30 protein-coding genes and 1 tRNA gene are annotated in these 25113 nt (G+C 74.6%); 17 read left to right on the top strand and 14 right to left on the bottom strand.

Features of this window, described 5'->3' with window-relative positions:
* Window positions 1-10 precede the first annotated feature (10 nt).
* Both FXF50_RS21485 and FXF50_RS21490 read left to right on the top strand, forming a co-directional pair.
* Entirely contained in the window at window positions 11-379 is a 369-nt protein-coding gene (locus FXF50_RS21485; RefSeq protein WP_148430614.1) for an SCP2 sterol-binding domain-containing protein, read from the top strand.
* The gene (locus tag FXF50_RS21490) at window positions 379-2439 is read left to right on the top strand and encodes a glycogen debranching N-terminal domain-containing protein (protein WP_148430616.1); all 2061 of its coding nucleotides are present in this window, start codon (window positions 379-381) and stop codon (window positions 2437-2439) included. The genes FXF50_RS21485 and FXF50_RS21490 overlap by 1 nt, the downstream gene beginning before the upstream one ends.
* 55 nt (window positions 2440-2494) lie before the next feature.
* On the opposite strand, the gene FXF50_RS21495 is transcribed toward FXF50_RS21490, so the two are convergent.
* Window positions 2495-2887, bottom strand: coding sequence for a VOC family protein (locus tag FXF50_RS21495; protein ID WP_148430618.1), 393 nt, complete (start codon window positions 2885-2887; stop codon window positions 2495-2497).
* Window positions 2888-2906: 19 nt separating this feature from the next.
* Window positions 2907-3554: an alpha/beta hydrolase gene (locus tag FXF50_RS21500; RefSeq protein WP_148430620.1), complete on the bottom strand. Its 648-nt coding sequence runs from the start codon at window positions 3552-3554 to the stop codon at window positions 2907-2909.
* A 110-nt stretch (window positions 3555-3664) separates the two neighbouring features.
* Between FXF50_RS21500 and FXF50_RS21505 the strand changes: the two genes are divergently transcribed.
* The 3 genes from FXF50_RS21505 (at window position 3665) to FXF50_RS21515 (ending at window position 6116) form a co-directional block, all read left to right on the top strand.
* A complete protein-coding gene (locus tag FXF50_RS21505; RefSeq protein ID WP_148430622.1) occupies window positions 3665-4414 on the top strand; it encodes a 1-acyl-sn-glycerol-3-phosphate acyltransferase in 750 nt (249 codons plus the stop codon).
* 102 nt (window positions 4415-4516) lie between these two features.
* Entirely contained in the window at window positions 4517-5173 is a 657-nt protein-coding gene (locus FXF50_RS21510) for an isochorismatase family protein (protein ID WP_148430624.1), read from the top strand.
* A gap of 4 nt (window positions 5174-5177) precedes the next feature.
* Window positions 5178-6116: a GlxA family transcriptional regulator gene (locus tag FXF50_RS21515; RefSeq protein ID WP_148430626.1), complete on the top strand. Its 939-nt coding sequence runs from the start codon at window positions 5178-5180 to the stop codon at window positions 6114-6116.
* A gap of 29 nt (window positions 6117-6145) precedes the next feature.
* Here the strand turns inward: FXF50_RS21515 and FXF50_RS21520 are convergent, their stop codons facing one another.
* From FXF50_RS21520 to FXF50_RS21540, 5 genes are all read right to left on the bottom strand, one after another.
* On the bottom strand, window positions 6146-6883 hold the full coding sequence (locus FXF50_RS21520; RefSeq protein WP_148430628.1) for a hypothetical protein: 738 nt from the start codon (window positions 6881-6883) through the stop codon (window positions 6146-6148).
* A gap of 73 nt (window positions 6884-6956) precedes the next feature.
* Entirely contained in the window at window positions 6957-7673 is a 717-nt protein-coding gene (locus FXF50_RS21525; protein WP_148430630.1) for a response regulator transcription factor, read from the bottom strand.
* Complete coding sequence (locus tag FXF50_RS21530) at window positions 7643-8821, bottom strand: hypothetical protein (protein ID WP_187399765.1); 1179 nt, start codon at window positions 8819-8821, stop codon at window positions 7643-7645. Before FXF50_RS21530 ends, FXF50_RS21525 begins: the two co-directional genes overlap by 31 nt.
* Window positions 8822-8834: 13 nt before the next feature.
* Window positions 8835-10013, bottom strand: coding sequence for an ATP-binding protein (locus FXF50_RS21535; RefSeq protein WP_148430634.1), 1179 nt, complete (start codon window positions 10011-10013; stop codon window positions 8835-8837).
* 152 nt (window positions 10014-10165) lie between these two features.
* On the bottom strand, window positions 10166-10966 hold the full coding sequence (locus FXF50_RS21540) for a class I SAM-dependent methyltransferase (RefSeq protein WP_148430636.1): 801 nt from the start codon (window positions 10964-10966) through the stop codon (window positions 10166-10168).
* A gap of 82 nt (window positions 10967-11048) precedes the next feature.
* Between FXF50_RS21540 and FXF50_RS21545 the strand changes: the two genes are divergently transcribed.
* The 3 genes from FXF50_RS21545 (at window position 11049) to FXF50_RS21555 (ending at window position 13475) form a co-directional block, all read left to right on the top strand.
* A complete protein-coding gene (locus FXF50_RS21545; protein ID WP_148430638.1) occupies window positions 11049-11492 on the top strand; it encodes a hypothetical protein in 444 nt (147 codons plus the stop codon).
* Between the two features lie 58 nt (window positions 11493-11550).
* Window positions 11551-12696 (top strand): hypothetical protein, encoded by a 1146-nt coding sequence (locus FXF50_RS21550; protein ID WP_148430640.1) that lies wholly within the window; start codon window positions 11551-11553, stop codon window positions 12694-12696.
* Between the two features lie 281 nt (window positions 12697-12977).
* Window positions 12978-13475: a hypothetical protein gene (locus tag FXF50_RS21555; RefSeq protein WP_148430642.1), complete on the top strand. Its 498-nt coding sequence runs from the start codon at window positions 12978-12980 to the stop codon at window positions 13473-13475.
* Window positions 13476-13649: 174 nt separating this feature from the next.
* Here the strand turns inward: FXF50_RS21555 and FXF50_RS21560 are convergent, their stop codons facing one another.
* Window positions 13650-14480 (bottom strand): alpha/beta fold hydrolase, encoded by an 831-nt coding sequence (locus FXF50_RS21560; protein WP_148430644.1) that lies wholly within the window; start codon window positions 14478-14480, stop codon window positions 13650-13652.
* A gap of 66 nt (window positions 14481-14546) precedes the next feature.
* Between FXF50_RS21560 and FXF50_RS29955 the strand changes: the two genes are divergently transcribed.
* Window positions 14547-14675, top strand: coding sequence for a hypothetical protein (locus tag FXF50_RS29955; protein WP_255510136.1), 129 nt, complete (start codon window positions 14547-14549; stop codon window positions 14673-14675).
* A gap of 251 nt (window positions 14676-14926) precedes the next feature.
* The gene (locus FXF50_RS21565) at window positions 14927-15535 is read left to right on the top strand and encodes a dihydrofolate reductase family protein (protein WP_148430645.1); all 609 of its coding nucleotides are present in this window, start codon (window positions 14927-14929) and stop codon (window positions 15533-15535) included.
* A gap of 38 nt (window positions 15536-15573) precedes the next feature.
* On the opposite strand, the gene FXF50_RS29580 is transcribed toward FXF50_RS21565, so the two are convergent.
* On the bottom strand, window positions 15574-15780 hold the full coding sequence (locus FXF50_RS29580) for a hypothetical protein (RefSeq protein WP_148430647.1): 207 nt from the start codon (window positions 15778-15780) through the stop codon (window positions 15574-15576).
* Between the two features lie 36 nt (window positions 15781-15816).
* Window positions 15817-16527, bottom strand: a complete 711-nt coding sequence (locus tag FXF50_RS21575) for a hypothetical protein (RefSeq protein WP_148430649.1) — start codon at window positions 16525-16527, stop codon at window positions 15817-15819.
* Between the two features lie 206 nt (window positions 16528-16733).
* Between FXF50_RS21575 and FXF50_RS21580 the strand changes: the two genes are divergently transcribed.
* The 3 genes from FXF50_RS21580 (at window position 16734) to FXF50_RS21590 (ending at window position 18264) form a co-directional block, all read left to right on the top strand.
* Window positions 16734-17225, top strand: a complete 492-nt coding sequence (locus FXF50_RS21580; RefSeq protein WP_148430651.1) for a hypothetical protein — start codon at window positions 16734-16736, stop codon at window positions 17223-17225.
* 443 nt (window positions 17226-17668) lie between these two features.
* Window positions 17669-18010: a hypothetical protein gene (locus FXF50_RS21585; protein WP_148430653.1), complete on the top strand. Its 342-nt coding sequence runs from the start codon at window positions 17669-17671 to the stop codon at window positions 18008-18010.
* Window positions 18007-18264 carry a tyrosine-type recombinase/integrase gene (locus FXF50_RS21590; protein ID WP_255510139.1) on the top strand — a complete coding sequence of 86 codons (258 nt, stop codon included), beginning with the start codon at window positions 18007-18009 and terminating at the stop codon, window positions 18262-18264. Before FXF50_RS21585 ends, FXF50_RS21590 begins: the two co-directional genes overlap by 4 nt.
* Window positions 18265-18340: 76 nt before the next feature.
* Here FXF50_RS21590 and FXF50_RS21595 read toward each other — a convergent pair.
* Window positions 18341-18416: transfer RNA gene (locus FXF50_RS21595), tRNA-Arg, on the bottom strand.
* A 168-nt stretch (window positions 18417-18584) separates the two neighbouring features.
* Between FXF50_RS21595 and FXF50_RS21600 the strand changes: the two genes are divergently transcribed.
* Window positions 18585-19325, top strand: a complete 741-nt coding sequence (locus FXF50_RS21600; protein ID WP_148430657.1) for a hypothetical protein — start codon at window positions 18585-18587, stop codon at window positions 19323-19325.
* A 10-nt stretch (window positions 19326-19335) separates the two neighbouring features.
* Here the strand turns inward: FXF50_RS21600 and FXF50_RS21605 are convergent, their stop codons facing one another.
* Together FXF50_RS21605 and FXF50_RS21610 are read right to left on the bottom strand one after the other, a co-directional pair.
* Window positions 19336-20358, bottom strand: coding sequence for an alpha/beta hydrolase (locus FXF50_RS21605; protein ID WP_148430659.1), 1023 nt, complete (start codon window positions 20356-20358; stop codon window positions 19336-19338).
* A gap of 86 nt (window positions 20359-20444) precedes the next feature.
* Window positions 20445-20855 (bottom strand): HPF/RaiA family ribosome-associated protein, encoded by a 411-nt coding sequence (locus FXF50_RS21610; protein WP_148430661.1) that lies wholly within the window; start codon window positions 20853-20855, stop codon window positions 20445-20447.
* A 291-nt stretch (window positions 20856-21146) separates the two neighbouring features.
* Here FXF50_RS21610 and ssb point away from each other — a divergent pair, with 291 nt between their 5' ends.
* The 3 genes from ssb (at window position 21147) to FXF50_RS21625 (ending at window position 24570) form a co-directional block, all read left to right on the top strand.
* A complete protein-coding gene (gene ssb, locus FXF50_RS21615) occupies window positions 21147-21908 on the top strand; it encodes a single-stranded DNA-binding protein (protein ID WP_148430663.1) in 762 nt (253 codons plus the stop codon).
* A 92-nt stretch (window positions 21909-22000) separates the two neighbouring features.
* Window positions 22001-23032 (top strand): cobalamin biosynthesis protein, encoded by a 1032-nt coding sequence (locus FXF50_RS21620; RefSeq protein WP_148430665.1) that lies wholly within the window; start codon window positions 22001-22003, stop codon window positions 23030-23032.
* On the top strand, window positions 23029-24570 hold the full coding sequence (locus tag FXF50_RS21625; protein ID WP_148430667.1) for a cobyric acid synthase: 1542 nt from the start codon (window positions 23029-23031) through the stop codon (window positions 24568-24570). The genes FXF50_RS21620 and FXF50_RS21625 overlap by 4 nt, the downstream gene beginning before the upstream one ends.
* A gap of 30 nt (window positions 24571-24600) precedes the next feature.
* Here the strand turns inward: FXF50_RS21625 and FXF50_RS21630 are convergent, their stop codons facing one another.
* Window positions 24601-25002 (bottom strand): rhodanese-like domain-containing protein, encoded by a 402-nt coding sequence (locus FXF50_RS21630; protein ID WP_148430765.1) that lies wholly within the window; start codon window positions 25000-25002, stop codon window positions 24601-24603.
* Between the last annotated feature and the right edge of the window lie 111 nt (window positions 25003-25113).

Here is a 25113-nt window from a genome sequence, read left to right on the forward strand (position 1 = left end):
AGTCGCCCGGATGGACACGACCACGAAATTCTTCGAGGACCTGGACCGGCGAGGGTTCGAACCGCTGCTGGCCAAGACCTCCGGAACTCTCCGGTTCGACCTGCACGAGGGAGCGCAGACCACGCACTGGCTGCTGGAGATCGACCGGGGCAACCTCCGGGTCCGCCAGGAGGACCGGGAGGCCGACACGGTGGTGGGGACCGAGCCCCGGCTCTTCGGCGAGCTGGTCACCGGCGAGGAGAACACCATCGCGGCGCTGCTGCGCGGCGACATGACGGTCTCCGGCGACCTGCGCCTCGTGTTGCAGATCGAACGGATCTTTCCCGGTCCGCCGGACTCCCGGGGGCCGCACCACGCTTTCCAGAGGAGGGCTGCCTGATGGTCGCGAGCAACACCGTCCGGATCCTGGACGGGAACACCTTCGTGGTCTCGGAGGACACCGGTGACATCGAGGCCACGCCGAGCGAGCCGACCGGCCTCTTCTCCATCGACACGAGGTTCCTGTCCAAGTGGGTGCTGACCGTCAACGGCGAGCGCCTCAACGCGCTCTCCTACGACGACCTCCAGTACTACGAGGCCCGGTTCTTCCTGGTGCCGGGCATGGCCACGCACTACATCGACGCCAAGTTGTCGATCATCCGGGAGCGGGCGGTGGGCGGCAGCTTCCGGGAGACGCTGACCATCCTCAACCACGACGAGAAGGCGGTGGACCTGGAGATCCGGATGGAGGCCGGCGCCGACTTCGCCGACCTGTTCCAGGTCAAGGACGAGATCCTGAACAAGAAGGGCGAGACCTACGCGGAGGCCGAGGCGGACCGGCTGCGGCTCGGCTATCGGCGGGGCAACTTCCACCGCGAAACGATCATCGCCGCCTCCCGGCCGGCCCGCTACGACCGCAACGGGTTCGCCTGGAGCATCCACCTGGAACCCAACGAGCAGTGGGACACCGCCATCGACGTGCAGACCCACGCGGTCGGCCCGGGCGGGCGGGACCTGCGGATGGGGCTGCGGGCGCACGGCCATGAGCGGCTGGCCCTCCAGCACGACCTGGAGCAGTGGATCGCCAAGGCGCCGAAGGTCAACACGGAGCACGAGCAACTGGCCTCGACGTACCGGCGCAGCCTCATCGACCTGGCCGCGCTGCGGTTCTCGCCGCTGTCCCTCGGCGGCCAGACGCTGCCGGCCGCCGGCCTGCCCTGGTTCATGACCATGTTCGGCCGGGACAGCATCTTCACCTGTCTCCAGGTGCTGCCGTTCGCGCCGGAGATGTCGAAGACCACCCTGCGCATCCTCGGCGCGCTGCAGGGCACCCGGTTCGACGACTTCCGCGACGAGGACCCGGGCCGGATCCTGCACGAGATGCGCTACGGCGAGACGGCCGCCTTCGAGGAGCAGCCGCACTCGCCGTACTACGGCTCGGTGGACGCGACGCCGCTGTTCATCGTGCTGCTCGACGAGTACGAGAAGTGGAGCGGCGACGTCGCGCTGGTCAAGGAGCTGGAACGGGAGTGCCGGGCCGCGCTGAAGTGGATCGACGACTACGCCGACCTGGCCGGCAACGGCTACGTCTGGTACGAGCGGCGCAACACCGACACCGGCCTGGAGAACCAGTGCTGGAAGGACTCCTGGGACTCCCTCTCGTACTCCGACGGCACGCTGCCGCCGTTCCCGCGGGCCACCTGCGAGGTGCAGGGGTACGCGTACGACGCGAAGATGCGGGCCGCCCGGCTGGCCCGGGAGTTCTGGGGCGACCCGGCGTACGCCGAGCAGTTGGAACGCGAGGCGGCGCAGCTGAAGGAGCGGTTCAACCGGGACTGGTGGGTCGACGACGGCGGCTTCTACGCCCTGGGGCTGGACCCGAACGGCCGGCAGTGCGACGTGCTCAGCTCCAACATCGGCCACCTGCTGTGGAGCGGCATCGTGGACGACGACCGGGCGGCGCAGATCGCCGCGCACCTCGTCGGTCCGCGGCTCTTCTCCGGCTGGGGGGTTCGCACCCTGGCCGAGGGCGAGGTCCGCTACAACCCGGTCGGCTACCACAACGGCACGATCTGGCCCTTCGACAACTCCTTCATCGCCTGGGGGCTGCGCCGGTACGGCTTCGCCGAGGAGGCCGCCACCATCGCCAACGGCATCCTGGACGCGGCGCGGTACTTCGACGGGCGGCTGCCCGAGGCGTTCGGCGGCTACCAGCGGGAGCTGACCAAGTTCCCGGTGGAGTATCCGACGGCGTGCAGCCCGCAGGCCTGGTCGACGGGGACCCCGCTGCTGCTGATCCGGACCATGCTGGGGCTGGAACCGCACGAGGGGCACCTCGCGGTGGACCCACGGCTGCCGGTCGGCATGGGGCGGATCGAGGTGCTGGACATCCCGGGCCGGTGGGGCCGGGTGGACGCCTTCGCCCGGGGCCGGATCGACCTGCACAAACTGGTCGACTGACCGGCCCGGCAACCGGTGCCGTCGAACCCTCGGGCCCGGCGGCACCGCCGGCCGGTCAGTGCCCGGGCAGCAGCGTGTCGCCGTGCGCCTCGCCGCGGGGGAGCAGGCAGAACTCGTTGCCCTCCGGGTCGGCCAGCACGGTCCACCGGGGCAGCTCGCGGACCACCGTCGCGCCCGCCTCCAGCACGGCGGCCCGCTCCTCGGCGTCGCCCACCAGGTCGAGGTGGATGCGGCCCGGGCCGGGCAGGTCGGCGACCGGGCTGATCCAGACGTCGGGCCGGCGGCCAGCCGGGTCGCGCAGCAGCACCGACTCGTCCGGCTCCAGGGACCGGTCGGCGGTCTTCGCCCGGTCCTCCTCGACCACGGGCAGCCCGGTCACCGTGCTCCAGAACGGGGCGAGCAGGTAGGGGTCGCGGCAGTGGATGACGATCGCGGCGAGGTCGGGCATGCCCTGCACCGTAGTCGGCTCAGGCCGTCGGCAGGACGGTGTCCAGGAACGTGGCGGTGACCGCCCGGATGTCGGGGCGGGCCAGGTCGAGCGCGTGCCCGCCGTGCGTGAGCCAGAGGTGCGCCGGGTGGCCGGCGGCGAGCAGCCGGCCGGCCAGGTCGACCGACTGGGCGGCCGGCACCGCGGCGTCGTCGCGGCCGTGCACCAGCAGCACCGGCACGCCCGAACCCAGGTGGCCGGCGACGGTCGCGTCGGCCGTCGCCGGGTCGCCCGCGGCGGGCGGGTGGCCGAGCAGGTCCGCCCAGGGATCGTCGTGCCGGCGCAGCCGCCGCCATCGCGGGTCCAGCGGGTCGACCGGCGCCCAGTACGCCAGCACCGCCCGGACGTCGCCGGGCCGGTCCACCCCGCGCAGGCCCAGGTGCAGGGCCAGCATGGCGCCGGCCGAGTCGCCGCCGACCAGCAGCGGCAGCCCGCCCGCCGCGGCCCGGGCGGCCCGCGCCGCGGCGCGTACGTCGTCGAGCTGGGCCGGCCAATGGGCCTCGGCCGCGAAGCGGTAGGTCGCGGGCACCACCCGCAGCCCGAGCGGGGCGAGGGCGGCCCCGTCCTCCTCGGAGCGGGCGCGCCACCCGCCGCCGTGGATCCAGAGCAGTACGCCGCGATCGGTCATCCGGCCATGCTGGCCGCTGTCCCCGCCGCACCGCCAGCCGCTCTGCCGACGGCAGAGCGGGGCGACTTCCGCCCTACGGTCCCGTAACCTACTCGGGGTAAAGTTGGCGGATGCCGGAACTCGTGTACCCGCCCGTGATCCTCGCCGCCAAGACGATGTTCCGCGCCCTCGACCTGCGCCTACGCGTGGAGGGCAGCCACCACGTGCCGCGCACCGGCGGGGCGGTGCTGGCCTCCAACCACGTCAGCTACCTCGACTTCATCTTCTGCGGCTACGGGGCGCACGAGTCCCGCCGCCTGGTCCGGTTCATGGCCAAGGACGCCGTCTTCCGGCACAAGGTCTCCGGCCCGCTCATGCGCGGCATGAGGCACATCCCGGTCAACCGGGCCGCCGGCGCCGGGTCGTACGCCTCGGCGGTGGCCGCGCTGCGCCGCGGCGAGGTGGTCGGCGTCTTCCCGGAGGCGACGATCAGCCGCTCCTTCACCGTCAAGGAACTCAAGAACGGCGCGGCCCGGATGGCCCAGGAGGCCGCCGTGCCGCTGCTGCCGGTCGCGCTCTGGGGCACCCAGCGGCTGTGGACCAAGGGCCGGCCGCGCACCCTGACCCGCCGGCACACCCCGATCACCATCCTGATCGGCGAGCCGATCGACCCGGCCGCCTACCCGGACGGCAACGCCCTGACCGCCGAGCTGCGCACCCGCCTCACGGCGCTTGTCGACCGGGCCCAGCGGGAGTACCCGGACCAGCCCGCCGGCCCGGACGACTCCTGGTGGCAGCCGGCCCACCTGGGCGGCACCGCCCCCACCCCCGCGCAGGCCGCCGAGCTGGACCGCTCGGGCCGCCGCACCCCCGCCTCCTGATCCGCGCGGCGACCTGGAGCCGTCGGTCGCTGGCCGGATCGTTCCGCACCCGGGCATGATGGTGCCTGCCGGCCGGGCGCCCGCCCGGCCAGGATCGAGACCATGAGCAGAGCAGCACTCGTCGTCATCGACGTCCAGGAGTCCTTCCGGCAGCGCCCGATCTGGGCCCACGCCTCCCAGCCGGACATCGTCGACCAGGTGAACCGGCTGGTCGACGCGGCCCGCTGCCGGGGCGACCTGGTGGTCTGGGTCCTGCACGCCGAGCCGGGCACCGGTGGCGTCTTCGACCCGGCTCTCGGGCACGTCCGGCTGATCGACGGCCTCGCCCCGGCGGCCGGGGAGCCGACGCTGGTCAAGACCTCGCACAACGCCTTCACCACCACCAACCTCCAGCAGATGCTCACCCTCGCCGGGATCCGCGAGGTGACGGTCTGCGGCATCCGCACCGAGCAGTGCGTGGAGACCACCGCCCGGGTCGGCTGCGATCTCGGGTACGAGATGACCTTCGTGACCGACGCGACCGTCACCTTCCCCACCCCGCACCGGGACCTGCCGGCCGACGCCCCGCTGGAGCGGATCCTGGCCGACCCGCGCACCCTGTCCACCGCCGACATGGTCGCCCGCACCGAGTACGCCCTGGCCGGCCGCTTCGCCACCGTGCGCACCGTCGCCCAGGTGGTACGACAACTCCAGCTCGGCGCGTCTGACGCCGCGCCGCGACCTGGAGCCGTCGCCGAAGCCGTCCCGGTCGGCGCCTGATCTGATGGCCCGGGTCGCGTTCCTTCTGGTCCCGCAGCTGCATCTGCTGGATCTCGCCGGGCCGGCCCAGGTCTTCTCCGCCGCCGCCGATCTCGGGTACGACTACCGCCTGCACTACGTCGCCGCCACGCCCGAGGTGCCGACGGTGCAGGGGGTGACGCTGCGGGCCGCCCTCGACTGGCCCGCGCTGGACCGCGACGACCTGGTGGTCGTACCCGGATGGCGGCTGTCGGCGCACGGCCCGGTCGGGCCGGTCGGGCCGGACGAGCTGCGGCGGCTGGCCGACCACCACGCGGCCGGCGGCACCGTGGCGAGCGTCTGCGCGGGCGCGTTCGCGCTCGCCCGGGCCGGCCTGCTCGACGGGCGGCGCTGCACCACCCACCACGATGTGCAGGACGAGTTGGCCCGGCGGCACCCGGCGGCCCGGGTGGTGCGCGACGTGCTCTACGTGGTCGACGACCGGGTGGTCAGCTCCGCCGGCATCGCCAGCGGCATCGACGTGGCGCTGCACCTGATCGCCACCCGGCACGGCCCCGCGGTGGCCGCCCGGATCGCCCGCACCCTCGTCGTGTACGCCCGGCGCAACGGCCACGAGCAGCAGGCCAGCGCGATGATGCGGTACCGGTCGCACCTGTCCGACGCGGTGCACCGGGCGCAGGACCTGATCGACGGGCACTACGCCGAGCCGCTGCCGCTGGCCGAGCTGGCCGCCGCATGCGGCGTCGCCGATCGCACCCTGAGCCGGCTGTTCCGGCAGGCCACCGGGCTGACCCCGCTCGGCTACCAGCAGCTGCTGCGGGTGGAACGCGCCGAGCACCTCATCGGGCACGGCGCCACGGTGGAGGCCGCCGCCCGCGCCGTCGGCTTCACCGACGCCCGGATGCTGCGCCGGCTGCGCGCGCGAGGTCGCCCCGACCCGGCCACGCTGCGGCTGGCCGGCTGACCCCGGGCAGCGGCTCGCCCCCGGTGGCGTCAGCAGGCGGAGCCGGGGCGGTCCCGCGCCGGGACGTCCTGACGGGGCCAGGCCGACGGCTCGGCCGGGCGGTAGTAGTCCTCGCGGGACAGGAACTCGACCGGCAGCGAACCCGGCAGGGTCACCGACCCCGGGGTCGGGCCGGGGGACGGGTGCATCCGGGCCGTCAGGGCGTCCCGCTCCGGCGGGGAGAGGTCCACCAGCTCGGGGCGGCGCAGCCGGAACGTGGCCACCGAGCGGCGTACCTGCCGGGCCAGCGCGGCGACCAGGGCCACCGGGCCGGTGAGCGCCAGCGCCGGCTGCCGGATGGTGCGCAGCGCGTCGCAGACCACCCGCAGCTCGGCGGTGCCGTCCGAGCCCTCGGCCAGCTCCAGCCGGGACGGCCACTGCCAGCGGATCTGGCCGCTGACCAGGCGGGACAGCCGGATCGGGCGCCGGTGCCGGGCGTCCGTCCGGCCGTCCCGCCCGGAGACCAGGGACAGCTCGGAACCGGTGCAGACGTACGCCAGCCGCCGGTCCGTCACGGTGACCGTCGCGGGGGAGGGCAGCGCCCACGACCGGACGTCGTCGGTGGGGCCGAGCAGGTGACCTGCCACCAGCAGCCGGTGCTGGCCGAGCAGTTGCTCGCCCGGCTCGGGGAGCAGCGCGTACCGCCGGTCGAGCACGGGACGGGTGGGATCGTCATCCGCGTCGAAGCGGTGCGGCCCGATGAAGAACGGTGCGGCATCCTCCGACACGGTCACGACCTCCCGATGGCGGTTGGCGATACGTCGAGCCTGGCCGACGCGGGTGCGGCTGTCATGACACCCGTTAGGGGGTCGGCCGGTCGGCGGACGCCTGTGACCGGTAGATGCCGACATCTTCCGGCCGGACGAGGCCGTCCTCGATCGCCCGGGCGAGGAGCGCCGCCTTCGTGGCGGCCGGCCGCCCGGCCCGGGTGTACTTGATCCGCGCCCGGTCCACGTACTGCTTCACGGTGTGCTCGCTGATCCGCATCCGGCGCGCCACCGACGCCTTCGACATCGACTGGAACCACAGCAGCAGGGCCTCGCGCTCCTTGTCGGACAGGGTCGGCCGGTCCGGCCGGGGATCACCCACGATCGCCCCGGCCAGCGCCGGCGGCACGTACGGGCGGTCGCTCGCCGCGGCGAGCACGGTGGCCACGCAGTGCTCCCGCCCCTCGTGCTTGGCGAGGAACGCGACGGCGCCGGCGTCCAGCGCCGCCAGCATGGTCTCCGGGTCGGTGTGCTCGGAGTAGACCACCACCCGGCGGCCCGCCGCGCTCAGCTCGGCCAGCTTGTCCAGCATCATCCGCCCGTGCAGCCGCAGGTCCAGCAGGATCACCTGGGCCTCCGGGGCGGCCCGCAGCACCACGTCGGGGTCGTCACCGGTGGCCAGCACGCGCAGCCCCGGCTCGCCGGCCAGCCAGGCGCGTACCCCGTCGATCACGACCGGATGGTCGTCCACGATCGCCACGCCGACCGGCTGCCCGCCGGTCACGTCCTCCGCCACCGGGTCTGCGTCCATCTGATCTCCCCGTCCCGCTCGTGCAGGTGCTCCACCGGCCCGTCCCCGTCCCCGCCCGGCGGGCCGGTCGCGTCCGGCCCCTCGTGATCGGGGGTGACCAGGCTGACCACCACCTCGTCCGGCCCGGCCACCACGGTCAGCCGGGCCCAGCCCCGGGCGCCCGCGAGCGCCGCGGTCGGCGGGTCGGCCAGCCGCCGGCGGACCTCGACCGGCAGCTCCGGCGGCGCCCCGACGGCGACCAGCTCGATCGGCAGGCCGTTCCGTTCCGCCAGGTCGGCGGCGGCGCGCAGCTCGTGCAGCAGGGGATCCGGCACGTCGTCCGACTCGGCGATCAGCCGGCGCAGCCGGGCCGCCGCCAGCACGGCGCGATGGCGTACCGCCGGGTCGGCCGGGTCGGCGTCGCCGGCCGCGAGGGCCGCCAGCACCTCCTCGGCCGCGCCGCTGACCAGCGCGAGCCGCGCCTGCCGCTCCCGCCGGGCCCGTTCCGCCGCCTCCCGCTCCGCGGCCACGCCCAGGGCCACCGCGGCGGTGCCGGCCCGGTCCCGCGCCAGCGCCGCGATCGCGGAGGCCCCGGCGAAGACCGCCACCGGCAGCGACGAGGTGCCGTAGACGTACATGGCGTAGCGGGTCAGGTCGGCCGGGGCGCTGGCGCCGTGCAGGGCCGTCGCGGCCAGGGCGATCGTCGCGTGCGCGGCCAGCAGCGCGAGCAGCCACCCCAGCGGCCGGCGCCAGAGCACGAGCAGGAAGAACCAGGCCAGCCCGCCCCACACCCAGTTGGCGGCGGTGAACAGCTGCCCCTCGCCGGCCGCCGCGAAGACCGCCGCGTCGACCACGAGCAGCGCCGCCGCCAGCGGCCGGGCGGGCGGCAGCCCACCGCGCAGCAGGCGTACGCCGGCCGCGACGCCGACCGCCGCGGTCACCAGCCAGCCGGCGGCGACCACCGGCGGGGCGGCCAGCCCGGACCAGGAGCCGAGCAGCGCCGGCAGCCCGATGGCCAGGTGCCAGGCCAGCGCGATGACCACCGCGACGATCCGGGCGCCCCGGTCCGAGGCGTCGGCCACCGCGTGCGCCGCCGTCGCGGCCACCCCGGGGCCGGCGTGCTCCGGCGCCCGCTGCCGCACGGCCGGCCGGGCCGCCGTGCCGGCCATGACCGCTCCCGACTCAGTGGACACCCGACCACTCCAGCCGGATCCGGGTGCCGGCGCCAGGGGCGGAGGTCACCTCTGCGCGGCCACCCACCGAGGCCATCCGGCCCTGGATGGACTCGCGCAGGCCGTACCGGTGGGCCGGGACCGTGGCCGGGTCGAAGCCGGGGCCGTCGTCGGCCACCTCCACCACCACGGCGGCGGCGTCCCGCGCCAGGCGCAGCGTGGCCGTGGCGCCCGGCGCGTGCCGGGCCACGTTGGCCAGCGCGGCGGCGGCGCTGTCGGCGAGCGCCGCGGCGATTGGCGCGGGCACCTGGCACGGGGCGAGCGTCGAGGTCACGGCCAGCTCGGGCAGCCGGGCCAGGACCGCCCGCAGCCGCTCGTCCAGGGCCACCGCGCCGGCCGCCGGCGCCGGGCTCGCGTCGGCCAGGGCCGTGAGGGTACGCAGGTCCGCGGCGCACCGCTCGCGCAGCGCGGCCGACGGGCCGGACACCGCGCCGAGCCCGACCATGGTGAGCGTGGCGAGGACGGTGTCGTGCAGGTCGCGGTTCTGCCGCCGCTCGGCCTCCCGGGCGGCCCGCCCCACCACCGCCTCGTGGAGCAGCCGCTGGTAGTCCGCGAAGGCGGCGTCGGCGTGCCCGATCCGGCCACGCATCACCGCGGTCATCATCGCCGTGATGCCGGTCTGCGCCAGCAGCGTCCCGGCGTGCGCCCGCGCCTCCACCGGGTTGCCGGCCATCGTGGCGCCGGCCGCGTAGGCGGCGGCGACCAGCAGCCCGGCCGGGACCGACCAGCGGGCCGGTGCGGTGGCCTGCGCGTTGATCACGGTGGTGCTGGCGAGCACCGCGACCCAGCTGCCCTCGCCGGGCAGCACCTCGGGCGCCACCAGCCAGGGGATCGCCAGCGCGGTGCCCGTGGTCAGCGCCACGTCGCCGGCCACCAGCACGCCGGTGATCCCGTGCCGGAACGCGCGGACCGCGTACCAGACGGACCAGGCGGTGAGCGCGACGACCGCCGGGACCAGCAGGGCCACCCGGACGGGCGGGGTGCGCACGGCCAGCGCGACCACCGCGGCGACCAGGCCGCAGGTGAGCCGGAGCAGCGCCGGCAGGGTGGTGAAGATCAGGGTGAACGCACCGCCCGCCGGCCGGTCCAACGGGGACGGCGGCAGGGTCGTGGCGGCAACGACCGGCATCGGGGGAGGTGTCCTTCCGGCAGCGACCCGGTCGGGTCCGCACGGCCTAGATCGACGCCGGAGAATAGCATGTTCGCAGGCAACTGGTCACCCTCGGTACGCGGCGCGTCGCTGTACCGATTTCCGTCGGCGGTCGGCCGGCTCCGACCCGTTCAGGCGTGCGCCACCGCGAGCACGTGTGAGCTGGCCCCGAGCACCGCCGGATCCCGCTCGAACGCCTCGGCGCACGCCACCGCGTCGGCGAAGAGCCGCTCAGCCGGGCCGGTGCCGAGCGCGTTCAGCACCGGCCACAGCGGACCCTCCACCCCGTACAGCGCGGGTGCCGGAAGGCCGGCCGCGACGAACTCGTCCACCACCTGCTCGGGGCGATGGAAGTAGGCCGTGGTGAAGCCGGTCCGCGGATCGTTCACCCCGGTGGCGTACGCCTCGTGCAGCAGTGGGCGATTATGGTCGTCCACCCGTCCCTGTGCGGTCAGGTCGATCAGCGCCGCGTTGCGGCTGATCACCGCCGCGAGCACCGGACCGCCGGGCCGGGTCAGGCGGGCCGCCTCGCGCAGCGCCGCCACCCGGTCGGCCCGGTCGGTCAGGTGGTAGAGCGGGCCGAGCAGCAGGGTGGCGTCGGCCGAGCCGTCGGGCAGCGGCAGGCCCCGGGCGTCGCCCACGGTCGCGGTGATCCCCGGGTGTGCCGCCTTGGCCGCCGCCACGTGCGCCGGCACCAGATCGACCAGGTGCACCCGGTGCCCGGCCGCGGCGAGCCAGCCCGCATACGCGCCGGGGCCGCCGCCGATGTCCAGCACCTCGGCCGGCGGGGCGGGCAGCAGCCGGGCGAGCAGGTCCCGGGTGCGGCGCGCCTCCAAGCGTCCCTGCGGCGACCGGTGCAGCCGGTCGGCCTCGGCGAAGACCTCGGTGTAGTAGCGGCAGATGTCCGGCTCGGCGGGTCGATGCTGCGGCATCCGTCGATGGTGGACGTCCCGCCCCGACCCGTCATCCGGTTTACCGGGCGGGCCCCTGGCGCGGTGCTCCTACCCTGCGGCTATGACGTACCAGCCGGCCATGGTGCCGCCCAGGAAGTCGAACACCACCCGGGTGGTGCTCACCGTCGTCGGTGTGGTGCTCGCGCTCTGCTGCGTGGGCGGCGTCGTCGGCGGCTTCGCCATCTACCACGCCGTGCGGGAGGCCACCGGGCCCGCCCAGGCCACTGTGGACCGGTTCGCCGGCGCGCTGGTCGCCCGCGACTACCCGACCGCGTACGGCCAGCTCTGCGGGCGCGTGCGCGACCGGGTCAGCCAGGAGGACTTCGTCCGGCAGCAGTCCGCCCAGCCGCTGACCGACTACCGGATCGTCGGGGTGAACGTCACGAACACCAACGGACGGGTCAGCGGGTCGGCGCAGGTGCGCTTCACCCCGCAGAGCGGCACCACAGTGACGCAGGCGTTCGTCCTGGTCAAGGAGGACGGTGGGTGGCGGGTCTGCGAGTGACCGGTGGGGTGGGCCGCGTCGCCGGACCCGCGTGCGCCGCTGTCCTAGCCTCGCTGCCATGTCGAGCAGCAGGGGCGGGCGCCGCCGGTCGGAGGATCTGGTCGCGCGGGCAGCCGAGGAGATGACGGCCGGCCCGGAGCGCCCGGAGGCCGCGGCGGACCGGGAACCGGTACGCGGCGCCGCGCCGGTTCCGCCGGTCGCCGGCGCCGCCCGGTCCGGCCGTCTCGCCCTGCTCGTGCCCGCCGGCATCGTCGCCCTGGTGACGCTGCGCATCGTGTTCGGCGACGACCTGCGGACCCGGATCGACGAGAACGCCTGCGCCTGGACCGGCTGCACCGGCACCGGCATGGCCGTCGTCGGCTGGCTGGTGATCACCCTCCCGGTCCTGTGGGCGGTGGTGGCCGTCGTGCTGTGGTCGCGGCTCAGCGCGCCGGCCCGGGGCGCCGCCGTGCTGCTCGGGCTGGCGTTCCTGCTGGTGGCCTGGGTGCACGTGCCCAGCCGCCGCTCCTCCCTGTACCTCCTCCTCGACAGTCCCGCCGCCGGGGCGACGGCCACCGGGATCCGCTGGGGCGGAGTCGGCGCCGGGCTGGCCGTGGTCGCCGTCATCGTGCTGACCGCACGGGCGGAGGCCCGCCCGCGGGCGGCCCGCGGCCCCATCGGACCGACCCTCGTGGCGGCGGCCCTGCTCGGCACCCTCGCCGTGGCGGTGGCCCGGGCCGAGGCGGCGCCGGTCACGGTGGCCGAGGCGATGCCGGAGCGGACCCTCCGGGCCGCCGGGGACACCCTGCGCCGGACCGGCGGGACGGACCTGCGCGGCTGCGTCGGCGTGCTCGCGGGCGACGTGCTGGACGGCTGCGTACGGACGGTCCGGGTCAGCTACACCACCGACGACAGCGACGCGGTCGTCCACCTCGCGGCGGTGCTCTACCCCAGCGAGCGGACGGCCCGGGACCGGCGTGGCCGGCTCCCGCGCGGCGCCGCCCAGCTCGGGACACGCGGCGAGACGATCACGGTGAACTCCACGACCGGGAGCTGGCTGCTGCTCAGCAGCGTCGGGCACGCCGACGGGCGTGGCATCGCCGAGGCCGACCGGGGCTACCTGCTCTGGGCGGCGAAGCAGGTGGCGTACCGGTTCATCGGGCGGCAGGTGGGCCTGCTGGCCGCCCCCTCGGCCGCGGACGGCATCGGCCCGCGTACGCCCTGACCGGCCCGCGCGGTCACGGTCCGTCGGGTCGTGCCGCCCCACGGTAGCGGTGTGACATCCCGCAGGGGACCAGCGCTGAGGGGCACGGAACGACGGCACGGAACCCGTGACCAGCGCGTTCGTGGCGTAGCCGGCCGGTCACCGGGTGGCGCCGCCCGAGGCGTCGGCGGTCACCCGTGCCGCGGTCCCGCCTCCCGGCGTACGCGCCGGGAAGCGCGCTGTTCCGGAGGCACGCCGAGCGGCAGGTCCGTGTCCACACCCCCCACAACGGAGCCGTACCGATGTCACAGTTCGTCCTCGCGAAACTGCTCACCCTCAAGGCCGGAGCGGCGGTCCTCGCGGTCACCGCCGGCGGCGGCGTCGCCCTCGCCGCCGCCACCGGCACCTTGCCCGGCCCGCTCACCGACCGGACCGCGAAGCCGGCGGCGCACGCCACCGCCACGCCGTCCCCGGCGGACGGCAAGGGCAAGGGCCCGGCCGACGCCAAGGGCAGCCCGTCGCCGAACCTGGTCGGCCTCTGCCGGGCGTACCGGGCGGGCGCGGGCGACAACGCGGGCAAGGCGCTGGAGAACCCGGCGTTCCGCGCGCTGGTCACCACCGCGGGCGACAAGGAGAAGGTGGCGGCGTACTGCGACACGCTGCTCGCCGCCGAGAAGGGCCGGCCCGCGCGACCGACCGTCACCCCCAGCCACCCGGCCGGCCGGCCGGACAGCCGGCCGACGGTCACCGCGACCGAGCGACCCGGCGGCCACAAGCCCACCGCCCGGCCCACCCACTGACCTCCGGCGCCGGGCGGGTCACTTCACCCCCCCCACCCGCCCGGCGTCGGTACCGCGGTTCGCCCGGTCGACCTTCCCCCCCCCCCGGTCCTCCGTGCGAGCTCGCGAACCCGCGCCCGATCCGGCGCGGCGAGGCGGCGGCCGGCCCCCCGGCCGCCGCCTCACCCATTCCACCTACCGCCCGCGCAGCCACTCCAACGCCGACCCGGCGTGGCGCAGCACCGAGATGTGCCCGTCCTCCGGGTAACGGCGCAGCTCCGCGGCGGGACAGCGACCCGCCAGCCACGCGGCGTGGGCCACCGGCGCGATCCCGTCCCGCTCGCCGTGCAGCAGCAGCACCGGCGGCGTCACCCCGGCGGGCTCGAAGCCCCACGGGCGCACGTACGCCAGGTCGTCGTCGATCAGCCCACCCGGGCCGCCCCGGACCGCCGGGCCCACCACACTGTCGAACCAGGACCACTCCCCGTGCAGCGCGGCCAGGTCGGCCGGGGTGAACTCCGGGTCGTACGCGGCACCCGACGCCTGGTGGGCCTCCTTGGCCGCCCGTCCCGCGACGGCCGCCCGCAGCGAGGCCACCCCGGCCGGCACCATGCCGGCGAACCAGTCCAGCCCGGCCGCGCCGTACGGGGCCAGGCCGGCGCCGACCACCACCGCGACCACCCGGTCCGGTAGGAGCGCGCCGCAGGCCAGGGCGTGCGGACCGCCGCCGGAGTGGCCCATCACCGCGAACCGGTCGAGGCCCAGCGCTTCGGCCACCGCCGCCACGTCGGCGGCGGCGGAAGCGATGTCGCGCCCCGGCAGCGGCGTCGAACCGCCGTAGCCGGGCCGGTCGTGGGAGACCCAGCGGAGGCCGAGCCGGTCGGCCGCCGCGAACAGCGGCGCGGGCGGCGCACCGATGTTCGGCGTGCCGTGGTGCCAGAAGACGGCGAGCCGGTCCCGCCCGCCGGTGTCGTAGACGTGCAGGGTGCGGCCGTCGCCCAGGCGCAGGTCCGTCTCGGTCACCATGGGCGGAGGGTACGTCGGCCCCGCGCCCGCCGCCGACCGGCAATTCAGCCCGATACGGTCGGAAGCGTGACCGAGCCCGCGCACCTGACCGAGACCCGGGTGGGCGTCGACGCGTTCGGCGTCGACCTGTCGCCCCGGATGGTTGCGCTGCTCGGCAGGCGTACCCGGAATTGCGTTTCGAGGTCGGCTCGATGACCGCGCTGGACCTGCCCGACGGGCGGCTCGGCGGGGTGCTGCTCGCGGCGGCGGGTCTCCCGGTGACCGCGACCATGTGGCAGGCACCGGGGGAGGGGCGGCGACGCCCCGCGGCGTACCTGTTCGCCCGCAAGCCTGACTGTGGCGCACGTCACAAACTCGGTCCGGCCCGCCTGTCGAATCCGCTGATCCCCGGCCGTCCGCAGGGTGAAAGCCGGCGCGGGGCCGGTCCCGAAGAAGGAGGCACCACCATGCGACTCACCGTCACCACGTTCCTGACCCTCGACGGCGTCATGCAGGCCCCCGGCGGTCAGGAGGAGGACCGCACCGGCGGCTTCGACCTCGGCGGCTGGCTGCCGCCGCACTTCGACGAGACGGTCGGCGGGTGGATGGGCGAGACCCTCGATCGGGCCGAGGCCCTGCTGCTCGGCCGCCGCACCTACGACATCATGGCCGCCTACTGGCCGCACGTGACCGACCCGGTCGAGGGCGGCCCGGACAACCCGCTCAACCGGCTGCCGAAGTACGTCGCCACCACCCGCGACGACGAGCTGACCTGGGCGGGCTCGCACCGCCTCGACGGCGACCTCGCTGCCGCGATCACCGAACTGAAGAACCGCCCCGGCGGCGAACTCCAGGTGCACGGCAGCGGCGCGCTCGCCCGGTGGCTGATGCGGGAGGGGCTCATCGACACGTACCAGCTGCTGGTGTTCCCGGTGGTGCTGGGACGCGGACAGCGACTCTTCGCCGACGGCGTGCCCCCGGCGGGCCTGCGGCTGACCGGCACCCGCACCTCCGGCACGGGGGTGACCATGCTGACCTACGACAGCGCGGGCGCGCCGAACTTCGGCACCGTCTGACGGGGCCGGGCTGATGCCTGGAGGGCTCGGTCGTACGGCTAGCCCAGGCGGCTCGGATCCGGTGCGCGGTGAAGCCGGGCGTCGACGAAATGCCCGTTGTCGAAGATCAGCCGTGCGCCGTCGCAGTGGCCGGAGGACAGTCCCCACGATGGGTGGTCCGCCTGCGGAAGGCAGGCCACGAGCGCCGGTTCGATGCAGCCACCGTGGGAGACCAGGAGCGCTCCGCTGCCTTCCGGCACCGCCATGACCGCCCTGGTCGTCGGGTGCTCGGCGAGGGCCAGCTACAGCACAACCGGGAGGGGTTCGATCCAGCAGCTCGCCACGTGGGGCTCGACCAGCCGCCTCGCCTCCTCGGCGTCTTCCTCCGTGAGGAAGACGGCCAGGTTGTCCCGGCGTCGGCGGCCGTCCCGCTCGGTCACCGCCGTGAGCAGGTGGACGTGGCGGTGCCGTTCACGGCGTACGCCCTCGGGCAGGCCGGTGAGGAACGCCTCCGCCACCTCCTGCGGCGAGGCGATGTCGAACCCACCGCCGACCCCGTAGAGCGGCTTGGTCGGCCAGAGCGGGTCGTACGGACTGAAGGTGTTGAAGAAGGACGGCTGAAGGGGCGACAGCTCGCCCTCGCACCACCCGACGTTGACGGTGACGACGTAACCGGTCACTCCCTCGCTGTCCAAGATGAGCACCCGCGCGTTCTCGGAGCGGAAGTCGTCGCCCGGGAGGTCACCGTAGATCCGGGCGGCCTCCTCATCGGTCGCGCACCGGATCACGAGGCCTCGATACGCCGCCTGGATCTGCACCGCCTCGACCGGATTGAACAGCACCTCGGTCTTCGTCGGAAGGCGATGGCCGGCGCCGGGCATCGTGTCCGCCCGCAACAGCAGTTGGCCGTGGGTCGCCGAGTAGGAGAACAACTCGAACTGCCGCTCGCTGCGGAACAGTTCCGCGCCCGGGCGGAAGTGCTCATCCTTGGTCAGCCACACCGTCGAGGTCATCACGTCACCCTCGGACATCCTGTTGGCAGAGGTCAAGGTCACACGTGTCCGCCCGTGCTGTCGCAGCCTTCGGGGCGTCGGCCCGCATCCCTGACGTGGCGGCGGCACCTGGCGCGTTCACTCGTCTGGCAGGCTCCTGGGCTGTGATCGAGGTGATTTCCCGTCGTCCGGGTGTGGACCGGTCGAGCGGATCGAGGTGAGCGACCGTGGACTCCTCGGAGCGGCTGGCACGGGTTCAGCAGCGGTTGGCGGGCTTGCCGGGGCCGTATGGCAACGAGCGCCTGTGGACGTTGGTGGACGTTCATGACGGTGCTGATGTGGTCGACAGGGTGTTCGCGTTCCTCCAGGAATGCGCAGTGATCGATTCGGTGAGCAGGTCCGGGCGCCCACCCCAGGCGCCACAGGATGCCGCGCAACTGCGCGACCGGCTGTCGGAGCTGGACCAGGAGGCCGCCCTGTCGGTGCTGGTGGAGACCTCATCCGAAACGCTCGCGTACCGGATGAAGGGGCGCTACTCGAAGGTCAAGGCGCGAGAGGTGTTCGGCCGGCTGGCGGACCTGCTGGGGCACCAGACGCGCTGGTGGTCGAACACCGACCTCATAGGCTGGGATCCCGCCAGCCGGCACACGACGGACGCGCTGGTGATCGGCGCAGGTGGTGGGGTCGTCGTCGCGGTCCTGGCCGTCGACGAGGACTGACCTGGGATGACGGTGGTGCGCCCGGCAGGATTCGAACCTGCGGCCTTGGGATTAGAAGAAGATCGCAGAGGGCTGGTCGAGCGGCTGCGCGCCTGGTCAGCCTGTCCGTAGTTGTCGGGCAACGTCGGCGTTGGCGGGTGGTCTTGGCTGTACGGATGGCTGTACGGCCGGCTCTCGCTGACCTTCTGATCCGTAGATTTGCATCACCGTGTCTCGGTGGTTCATGTCTGTCCGGATCATGTCTGTCACCAGCATCGCAGCGTTCGATCTTGTACGGGCTCGTTCACCGCCGGTCGCCCTGGTGGCTCCCTCCAGTGGCTCCCGCCCCCCCCCGCCTGGAGTCAACTCGGCGGCCGTGCGATCGTCCACGGCTCGTGTTGTGCGGCTGGAGCCGTTCGCCGTCGTGAGAACCGCGTAGGCCCTGGTGGTCGTATGCTTCTGCCATGTGGAGTGAGTCCGATAACCATGGCTTCGTAAACGAGCACGACTATCTGCGGTCGCTGAAGAAAGAGGACAGCTACACCTTCACGTATCCGTTCGAATACATCGCCAAGAACCACGGGAACGACAACTACGACATCGGCACTGTGGACATGGTTGTCCGCGTCGAGTGGAACGACTCCGAGGCGGGATACACCATCGCCTACGACGTCCCCGAGATGTACAAGATCGATCCCGCCGAGGGAAATAGCGATGCCGAAGGCTTCTACGAGTCTGACGTGTACTGGCGGTTGATGGACGACCTCGGGAGTCTCGGCATCGGCTCGGAACTCATCGCTGTATAGGGCTCTACGCCAGCGAACGCCCACGGGCGGCGCTCCGTGGGATCCGGGCTGCGGCCGGCCTCGACTGGCTTCGTCTGCATGACCTGCGGCACGCCTGCGCCACGTTCCTGCTCGTCTCCGGTGCCTCACCTCGGACGGTGATGAAGGTGCCCGGTCACAGCCAGATCGGGCTGACCATGAACACCTACGCCCATGTCCTCCCGGACATCGAGCGGGCCGCCGTGGACGAGGCTGCGAAGCACCTCTTCGGCTGACTTGGCTGTACGAATGGCTGTACGGGACCGGCGGCGACTGACTGGGCTGGGACAGGCCCTTGACCTGGGATGACGGTGGTGCGCCCGGCAGGATTCGAACCTGCGGCCTTGGGATTAGAAGTCCCCTGCTCTATCCGCTGAGCTACGGGCGCGCGTCGACGGTGTCGCGCCAAGAGGGTACCGCCGACCCCGGGCTGGCCGGGGGAACGGGTGGGCGCGGCCACGTCGCCGCTCAGCGTCCCACGGCCCGGCCGCCGCGGGCACCCCGGATATCCGGGTCACGGGCCACCGGCGCCGGACCGGTCAGTAACCTCGGCGTCGTGCTGCTCGACCCGGAAACCGAGAACGACATCGCCTACGAGCTGTGCCAGCTGCTCGGCCGCGCCATCCTGCCCGTGCACGGGTCCGACGGTCCGGGCGCGCCGGCCGGGACCTTCGGCACCGCCTTCTTCTTCAGCGAGCTGATCGGCGCGACCGACGACGGGGAGGTGGTGCACGAGTGGCTGCTCACGGCCGCCGCGACCACCCGGACGCCGTACGGGGAGATCGGGCTTCGGCCGAGCGTCACCGAGCCGGCGGACGCGGCCGCTGAGCCGGTCGAGCTGCCCGACTTCGCGGACCGGTGGCTGGACCTGCCGGAGGTCGGCCTGGCCGCCATGCCGACCGGCGGGCTGCACGGGTACGCCGACGACCGGGGCTGGAGCTGGCGTACCCAGCAGGTGACCGACGCGGTGGCGGCGCCGGCCGAGGCGGTCGCCCGGGTCGGCGCGGAGCCCCGCTCGGCGTTCGTGCTGGCGCTCGGCGTCGGTGACGACGGGTCGCGGCCGTTGGAGGCGGTGATCGAGCGGGTGGCGCGTCACGGCGACGAGGTGCGGGTCACCACCGAGCTGCCCGTCGGGTACGTGGGCGCGCCGGTGTTCGGCGTCGAGGCCGGCCCGGACGGCGAGGTGGCGCTGCGCTGCCTGGGCCTGCTGCTGCCGGCCACGTCCGGCGGTCATCCGGTCGCGACGTTCGACCGGATCCGGTCGGCCCTCGCGACGGCGACCGCCGGTTACCGCTGACCGGTCCGGCTCAGCCCTCTGCGCTCGCCCCGGCCGGCTCGTCGGCCGGCCGCCGCGGCGCCGGCGCCGGTTCCGCCTCGGTCGGCCCGACGCCGAGGAAGCCGTCCGCCCAGCGGCCGACCTCCGCGAACACCTTTTCGCGTACGGCCGGGCCGGAGAGCGTCAGGTCGTGCAGCCCGCCGTCGAAGCGGGCCAGCGTGACGTGCCGGCCGAGCCGGGGTGCCCAGCGCACCATGTGCTCCACGTCGAGCACCGCGTCGGCGAGGGTGGCCGAGTCGTGCCACTTCGTGCCCCGGTAGCTGCGGGTGGAGCAGGCCAGCAGCACCGGCACCGGGATGTCCAGGCCGGCCCGGAGCTGGCGCTGGCCGGCGCGGATCGCGTTGATCCAACCGGCCCGCACCGGGAACCCGGCGAGCGGCTTCCAGGCCAGGTCGTACCGCCACTCGCCGCGATGGTCGGCGTGCAGGCTCTCGCCGTACACCGTGCCCAGCCCGAAGGGGAGGATGCGCTGCGGCGCCCGGCGGCCCAGCCGGGAGACGGCGGCCGCGAGGGGTCGACGGACCAGCCAGGGCGCGTTGATGTCGAAGAACGGGCTGTTCAGGAAGATCCCGTCGACCAGGCCGGCCTCGCGGCGGGCGTGCGCCCAGAGTGAGATGATCAGGCCGCCGGTGGAGTGGCCCATGGCGAGCAGGGTGTCGTGCCCCTCGTCCTCGCGGATGATCTTCGCGGCGGCGTCCAGCTCCGGGAAGTAGTCGCTCAGGTCGTGGCAGAAGTTCGGGGTCTGGTGCGGTTGCAGGCTGCGGCCGTACTTGCGCAGGTCGAGCGCGTAGAAGTCCCAGCCGCGCTCGGCGAAGAAGTCGGCGACGTGGGTCTGGAAGAAGTAGTCGACGAAGCCGTGCACGTAGAGCACGGCCCGGCCGGTCGGGCGCTCCGCCCGCCGGCGGACCAGGGTGGCGACGACCGGTCCCTCGTCGTCGGTGCCCAGGTCGATCGTCTGCCGCTCGTAGGGCGGTCCCAGCACGTCCGGTTCCACGACCGTGACGGTACGCCGCAACCCTACCCGGCGGTAGCCCCCGCCCCCGCCCGCCGGCACCGGGCGCGGGCGGAGGCGGGGTGATCTCAGACGGTCTCCGCGTCGGCCCGCTCGGCGGCCTGCGCGGGGACGCCCTCGGGCTGGTCCGTCTCACGCAGGTGCTTGTTGTGGCGCGGCTCCTGCCGGGTCTTCGCGTCGTTGAGGCGGCGGCGCAGGTCGTCCCGGACGTCGTTGAGCGCGGCGTGCAGGTCCTCCTCCGACGAGGTGGTGACGATCTTCTGCCGGCCCGCGACCCAGCACTCCAGGGTGACCTTCTGGCCCCGGGCGTTCCGGTCCTTGACCGACACCTCCAGCTCGGTGGCGTCGGCGTGGAACCCGGCGAGCCGGGCGTCGAGGGTCGCGAACTGCTCCGCGATCCAGTTCCGGTCGCCCTGGGAGAACCCGGCGCCGACGCGGAGGCACTCGGCCACGGTCGCGGGGTTCGCCACGGCGCTCATCGCCGGGTCTCGCAGACGTCTCGGAGAAGCATCGTCGCTCCCTTTCTCTCGGTTGATCAAGTCCTTACCCAATCGGCTCGGGTCCGGAACCGCCTCACCGACGGGGCATCTTGATCATGTTCCGCCGCAGGTCAGTGCCGTAGGGCCGGTGGTACCTAGCAGGCGGGACCTTGATCAGGGGGTTGTCCACAGGCCGGTCCGTCGTCCACAGGCCGGCCGGGAGCTGCTGGTCCCGGTCCGGCCGCCGGGCGAGGCTCGGCCGGACAAGCCGAGTTCCCCTTGGGAGGGGCGATGTTCGATACGTACGTCACGATCGTCGGCAACGTGCTGACCGCGCCGGAATGGCGCCGGACCACTCAGAGCAACACCCTGGTGGCCAACTTCAAGGTCGCCTCGACCGCCCGCCGGCTCGACCGGGACAGCGGCCGCTGGGTCGATGGCAACAGCCTGCGGGTGCGGGTGAACTGCTGGCGCAAGCTGGCCGAGGGGGTGGCCGCCTCGGTGGCGGTCGGTGACCCGGTGGTCGTCGCCGGCCGCCTCTACACCCGCGACTGGACCGACGACGCCGGCAACCACCGCACCCTCTACGAACTGGAAGCCGTCGCCGTCGGGCACGACCTGTCCCGGGGCCGGGCCCGGTTCCTGCGCAACCGGCCCGGCATGACGACCAGCACCGTCGAGGACGCCGAGGCGGAGCGCCGAGTGCACGGCGAGGCGACCGAGCCGGTGCCGGACGCGCAGGCTCCGGCGTCGCTCGACGACCGGCCGTTCGACGACGAGTTCCCGTCCGAGTTCGACGTCCCCCGGGTCGGGCTCTCGACCGGGGTGCACGGGACGGCCGGAGACCTCGACGGGCTGTTGGATCCGTTCGACGACCAGCCCGACGGCCCGGCCGCCGAGGACGGCGACGACGAACTGGCCGCGGAGGGCGGCGACGACGAGTCGGCCGCCGAGCCGGCCGCCGACGAGCCGGGCTCGACCGACGATGTCGACGGCAGCGCCGGGAGCGGTCGCAACCGGCGGGGTCGCCGGCGCACCCCGGTGCCCGCCTGAGCCGCCGGATCGTGCCACGGGGGAGCGGGGTGGCGACGCCGGCGTGGCCACCCCGCCGTACGACTAGGCTGGCCGGCCGGAGGTGGTGACGAGTGCGGCAGGCGACCGCCATGGCGAACGCGGCGGGACTGGTGGCGGGCTACGCGCTGGACTCGCTGCTCGGCGATCCCCGGCACTGGCACCCGGTGGCCGGCTTCGGCCGGGCGGCCGGCGCCCTGGAGCGGCGGATCTACCGGCCCGAGCGGTCGGCCGGAGCGGCGTTCACCGCGCTCGCGGTCGGCGCGCCGGTGCTGCTCGGGGTGGCGGCCGGCCTGGCCACCGGTCGTCGCCCGGTGGCCCGGGCCGCGCTGGTGGCCGCCGGCACCTGGACGGTGCTGGGCGGGCGCACCCTGCGGCACGAGTCGCGCGTGATGGCCCGGGCCCTGCAGGCCGGTGACCTCCCCGCCGCCCGGGGCCGGCTCAACCACCTGTGCGGGCGGGACCCGTCGGCCCTCGACGAGCCGGAACTGGCCCGGGCCACCGTCGAGTCGGTCGCCGAGAACACCTCCGACGCGGTGGTCGCCCCGCTGGTCTGGGGCGCCGTCGCCGGGCTGCCCGGCCTGCTCGGCTACCGGGCGGCCAACACGCTCGACGCGATGGTGGGCCACCGCTCACCCCGGTACGCCCGCTTCGGCACCCCGGCCGCCCGCCTGGACGACCTGCTCAACCTGGTCCCCGCCCGACTGACGGGGCTGCTCACGGTCGCGGTGGCGCCGACCGCGCACGGGGACCGCGCCGCCGCCTGGCGGGTCTGGCGACGGGATCGCAACGACCACCCGAGTCCGAACGCCGGGCAGTGCGAGGCCGCCATGGCCGGTGCGCTCGGCGTCCGGCTCGGCGGGCGCAACGTCTACTTCGGACGCGAGGAGACCCGGCCGTTCCTCGGGGACGGGCCCCGGCCCGAGGCGCGGCACCTGAAGCGGGCCGCCCGGCTCTCCGGCACGGTCGGCCTGGCCGCGCTCGGCCTCGCGGCGGCCTATCCGGTGACGGTCGGTCGCCTGGTCGGCGCGACCGGCCGCGCCGCCCTGCGCGCCCTCCGCGGGGCGCGACCGGGGAGCGGGCGAGCAGCGGGGAGCGGGCGGTGAGCGGCGGGCTGCTGGTCGCCGGGACCACCTCCGACGCCGGCAAGAGCGTGCTCACCGCCGGCATCTGCCGCTGGCTGCGCCGCCGCGGCGTGCGGGTCGCCCCGTTCAAGGCGCAGAACATGTCCAACAACTCGGCCGTCGTGGTCGGGCCGGACGGGCGCGGCGGCGAGATCGGCCGCGCCCAGGCCATGCAGGCCGCCGCCTGCGGGCTCGACCCGAACCTGCGCTTCAACCCGGTCCTGCTCAAGCCGGGCAGCGACCACGCCAGCCAGGTGGTGCTGCTCGGCGAGGCGGTCGACACGGTCACCGCCGGCAACTTCCGGGAGCTGCGTCCCCGGCTGGCCCGGACCGCGTACGCGGCGCTGGCCGAGCTGCGGGCCGAGTACGACGTGGTGATCTGCGAGGGCGCGGGCAGCCCGGCCGAGATCAACCTGCGGGCCGGCGACTACGTGAACATGGGGCTGGCGCGGCACGCCGGCCTGCCCGCGATCGTGGTCGGCGACATCGACCGGGGCGGCGTGTTCGCCTCGATGTTCGGCACGGTCGCGCTGCTCGACCCGGCCGACCAGGCCCTCGTGGCCGGCTTCGTGATCAACAAGTTCCGGGGCGACCTGGAGCTGCTCCGGCCGGGGCTGGACATGCTGCACCAGGTCACCGGCCGTCCCACCCTCGGCGTGCTGCCCTGGGCGCTCGACCTCTGGCTCGACGCGGAGGACTCGCTCGCGTACGGGCGGGTGCTCGGCCGGCCGGCCGCGCCCCGGGGCACCGACTGGCTCGACGTGGCGGTGGTCCGGCTGCCCCGGATCAGCAACGCCACCGACGTCGAGGCGCTGGCCACCGAGCCCGGCGTCCGGGTCCGGCTGACCGTCGAGCCGGCCGAGCTGGCCGCCGCCGACCTGGTGGTGCTGCCCGGCTCCAAGTCGACCGTGGCCGACCTGGCCTGGCTGCGGGAGACCGGCCTGGCCGACGCCGTCCTGACGCACGCCGCCGCCGGCCGGCCGCTGCTCGGCATCTGCGGCGGGTTCCAGATGCTGTCCCGCGCCATCCACGACCCGGTGGAGAGCCGGGCGGGCAGCGTGCCCGGCCTGGGGCTGCTCCCCGTCGAGATCACCTTCGACCCGCGCAAGACGGTCCGGCGCGCCGCCGGCACCGCCGCCGGGGACGTGCCGGTCGACGGCTACGAGATCCACCACGGCCAGGTGTCCGCCGCCGACCCGGGCCTGCCGCCGCTGCTCCGCTACGCCGACGGCACCGGCGAGGGGGCACGGCTGGGCGCCGTGCACGGCACCCACTGGCACGGCGCCTTCGAGTCCGACGCCTTCCGCCGCCGCTTCCTCACCGAGGTCGCCGAGCTGGCCGGGCGGACCGGGTTCAAGGTCGCCCCGGACACCGCGTTCGCCGCCGCCCGGGAGCGCACCCTCGACCTGCTCGGCGACCTGGTCGAGGAGCACCTCGACACCGACGCGCTGTGGCGGCTGATCGAGTCCGGCCCGCCGCCGGGCCTGCCGTTCATCCCGCCCGGCGCTCCGACCGCCTGAGCGGCCCGGGCGTGCCGGCCGTGTGCGGCGTCAGTAGCGGATGTCGGCGGGGCGTTCGGACATCGGCAGGCCCGCCTCCCGCCAGCCCTGCACGCCGCCGATCATGTCGGTGGCCCGGCGCAGGCCGAGCGCCTGGAGGCCGGCGGCCGCCAGGCTGGAGCTGAAGCCCTCGCGGCACACCACCACGATCTGGCGGTCGTAGCTGGTCGACTCGGGGATGCGCCAGGCGCTGGCCGGGTCGAGCCGCCACTCCAGCACGGTCCGGTCGATGACGATCGCCCCGGGCAGCTCGCCCTGCTCGCGGCGCTGCGCCTCGGTCCGCGTGTCGACCAGCAGGGCCCCCGCCCGGACCGCCTCGACGGTGTCGTGCGGGGTGAGCCGGTGGAGGCCGGCGCGGGCCTGTTCGAGGAGGGCGTCGACGCCCGGACTCATCACGTCATGGAGCACCTCCCGATGATGCCCACGGCGACGCCGGCCCGCGCGGCGAACGGTCCGCTGGTGCCGCAGGATCCAGCGGAAGAGGGACTCGCTAGCGTCGGTCGG

Source organism: Micromonospora sp. AP08, from assembly GCF_008085935.1.
Taxonomy (GTDB): domain Bacteria; phylum Actinomycetota; class Actinomycetes; order Mycobacteriales; family Micromonosporaceae; genus Micromonospora; species Micromonospora chersina.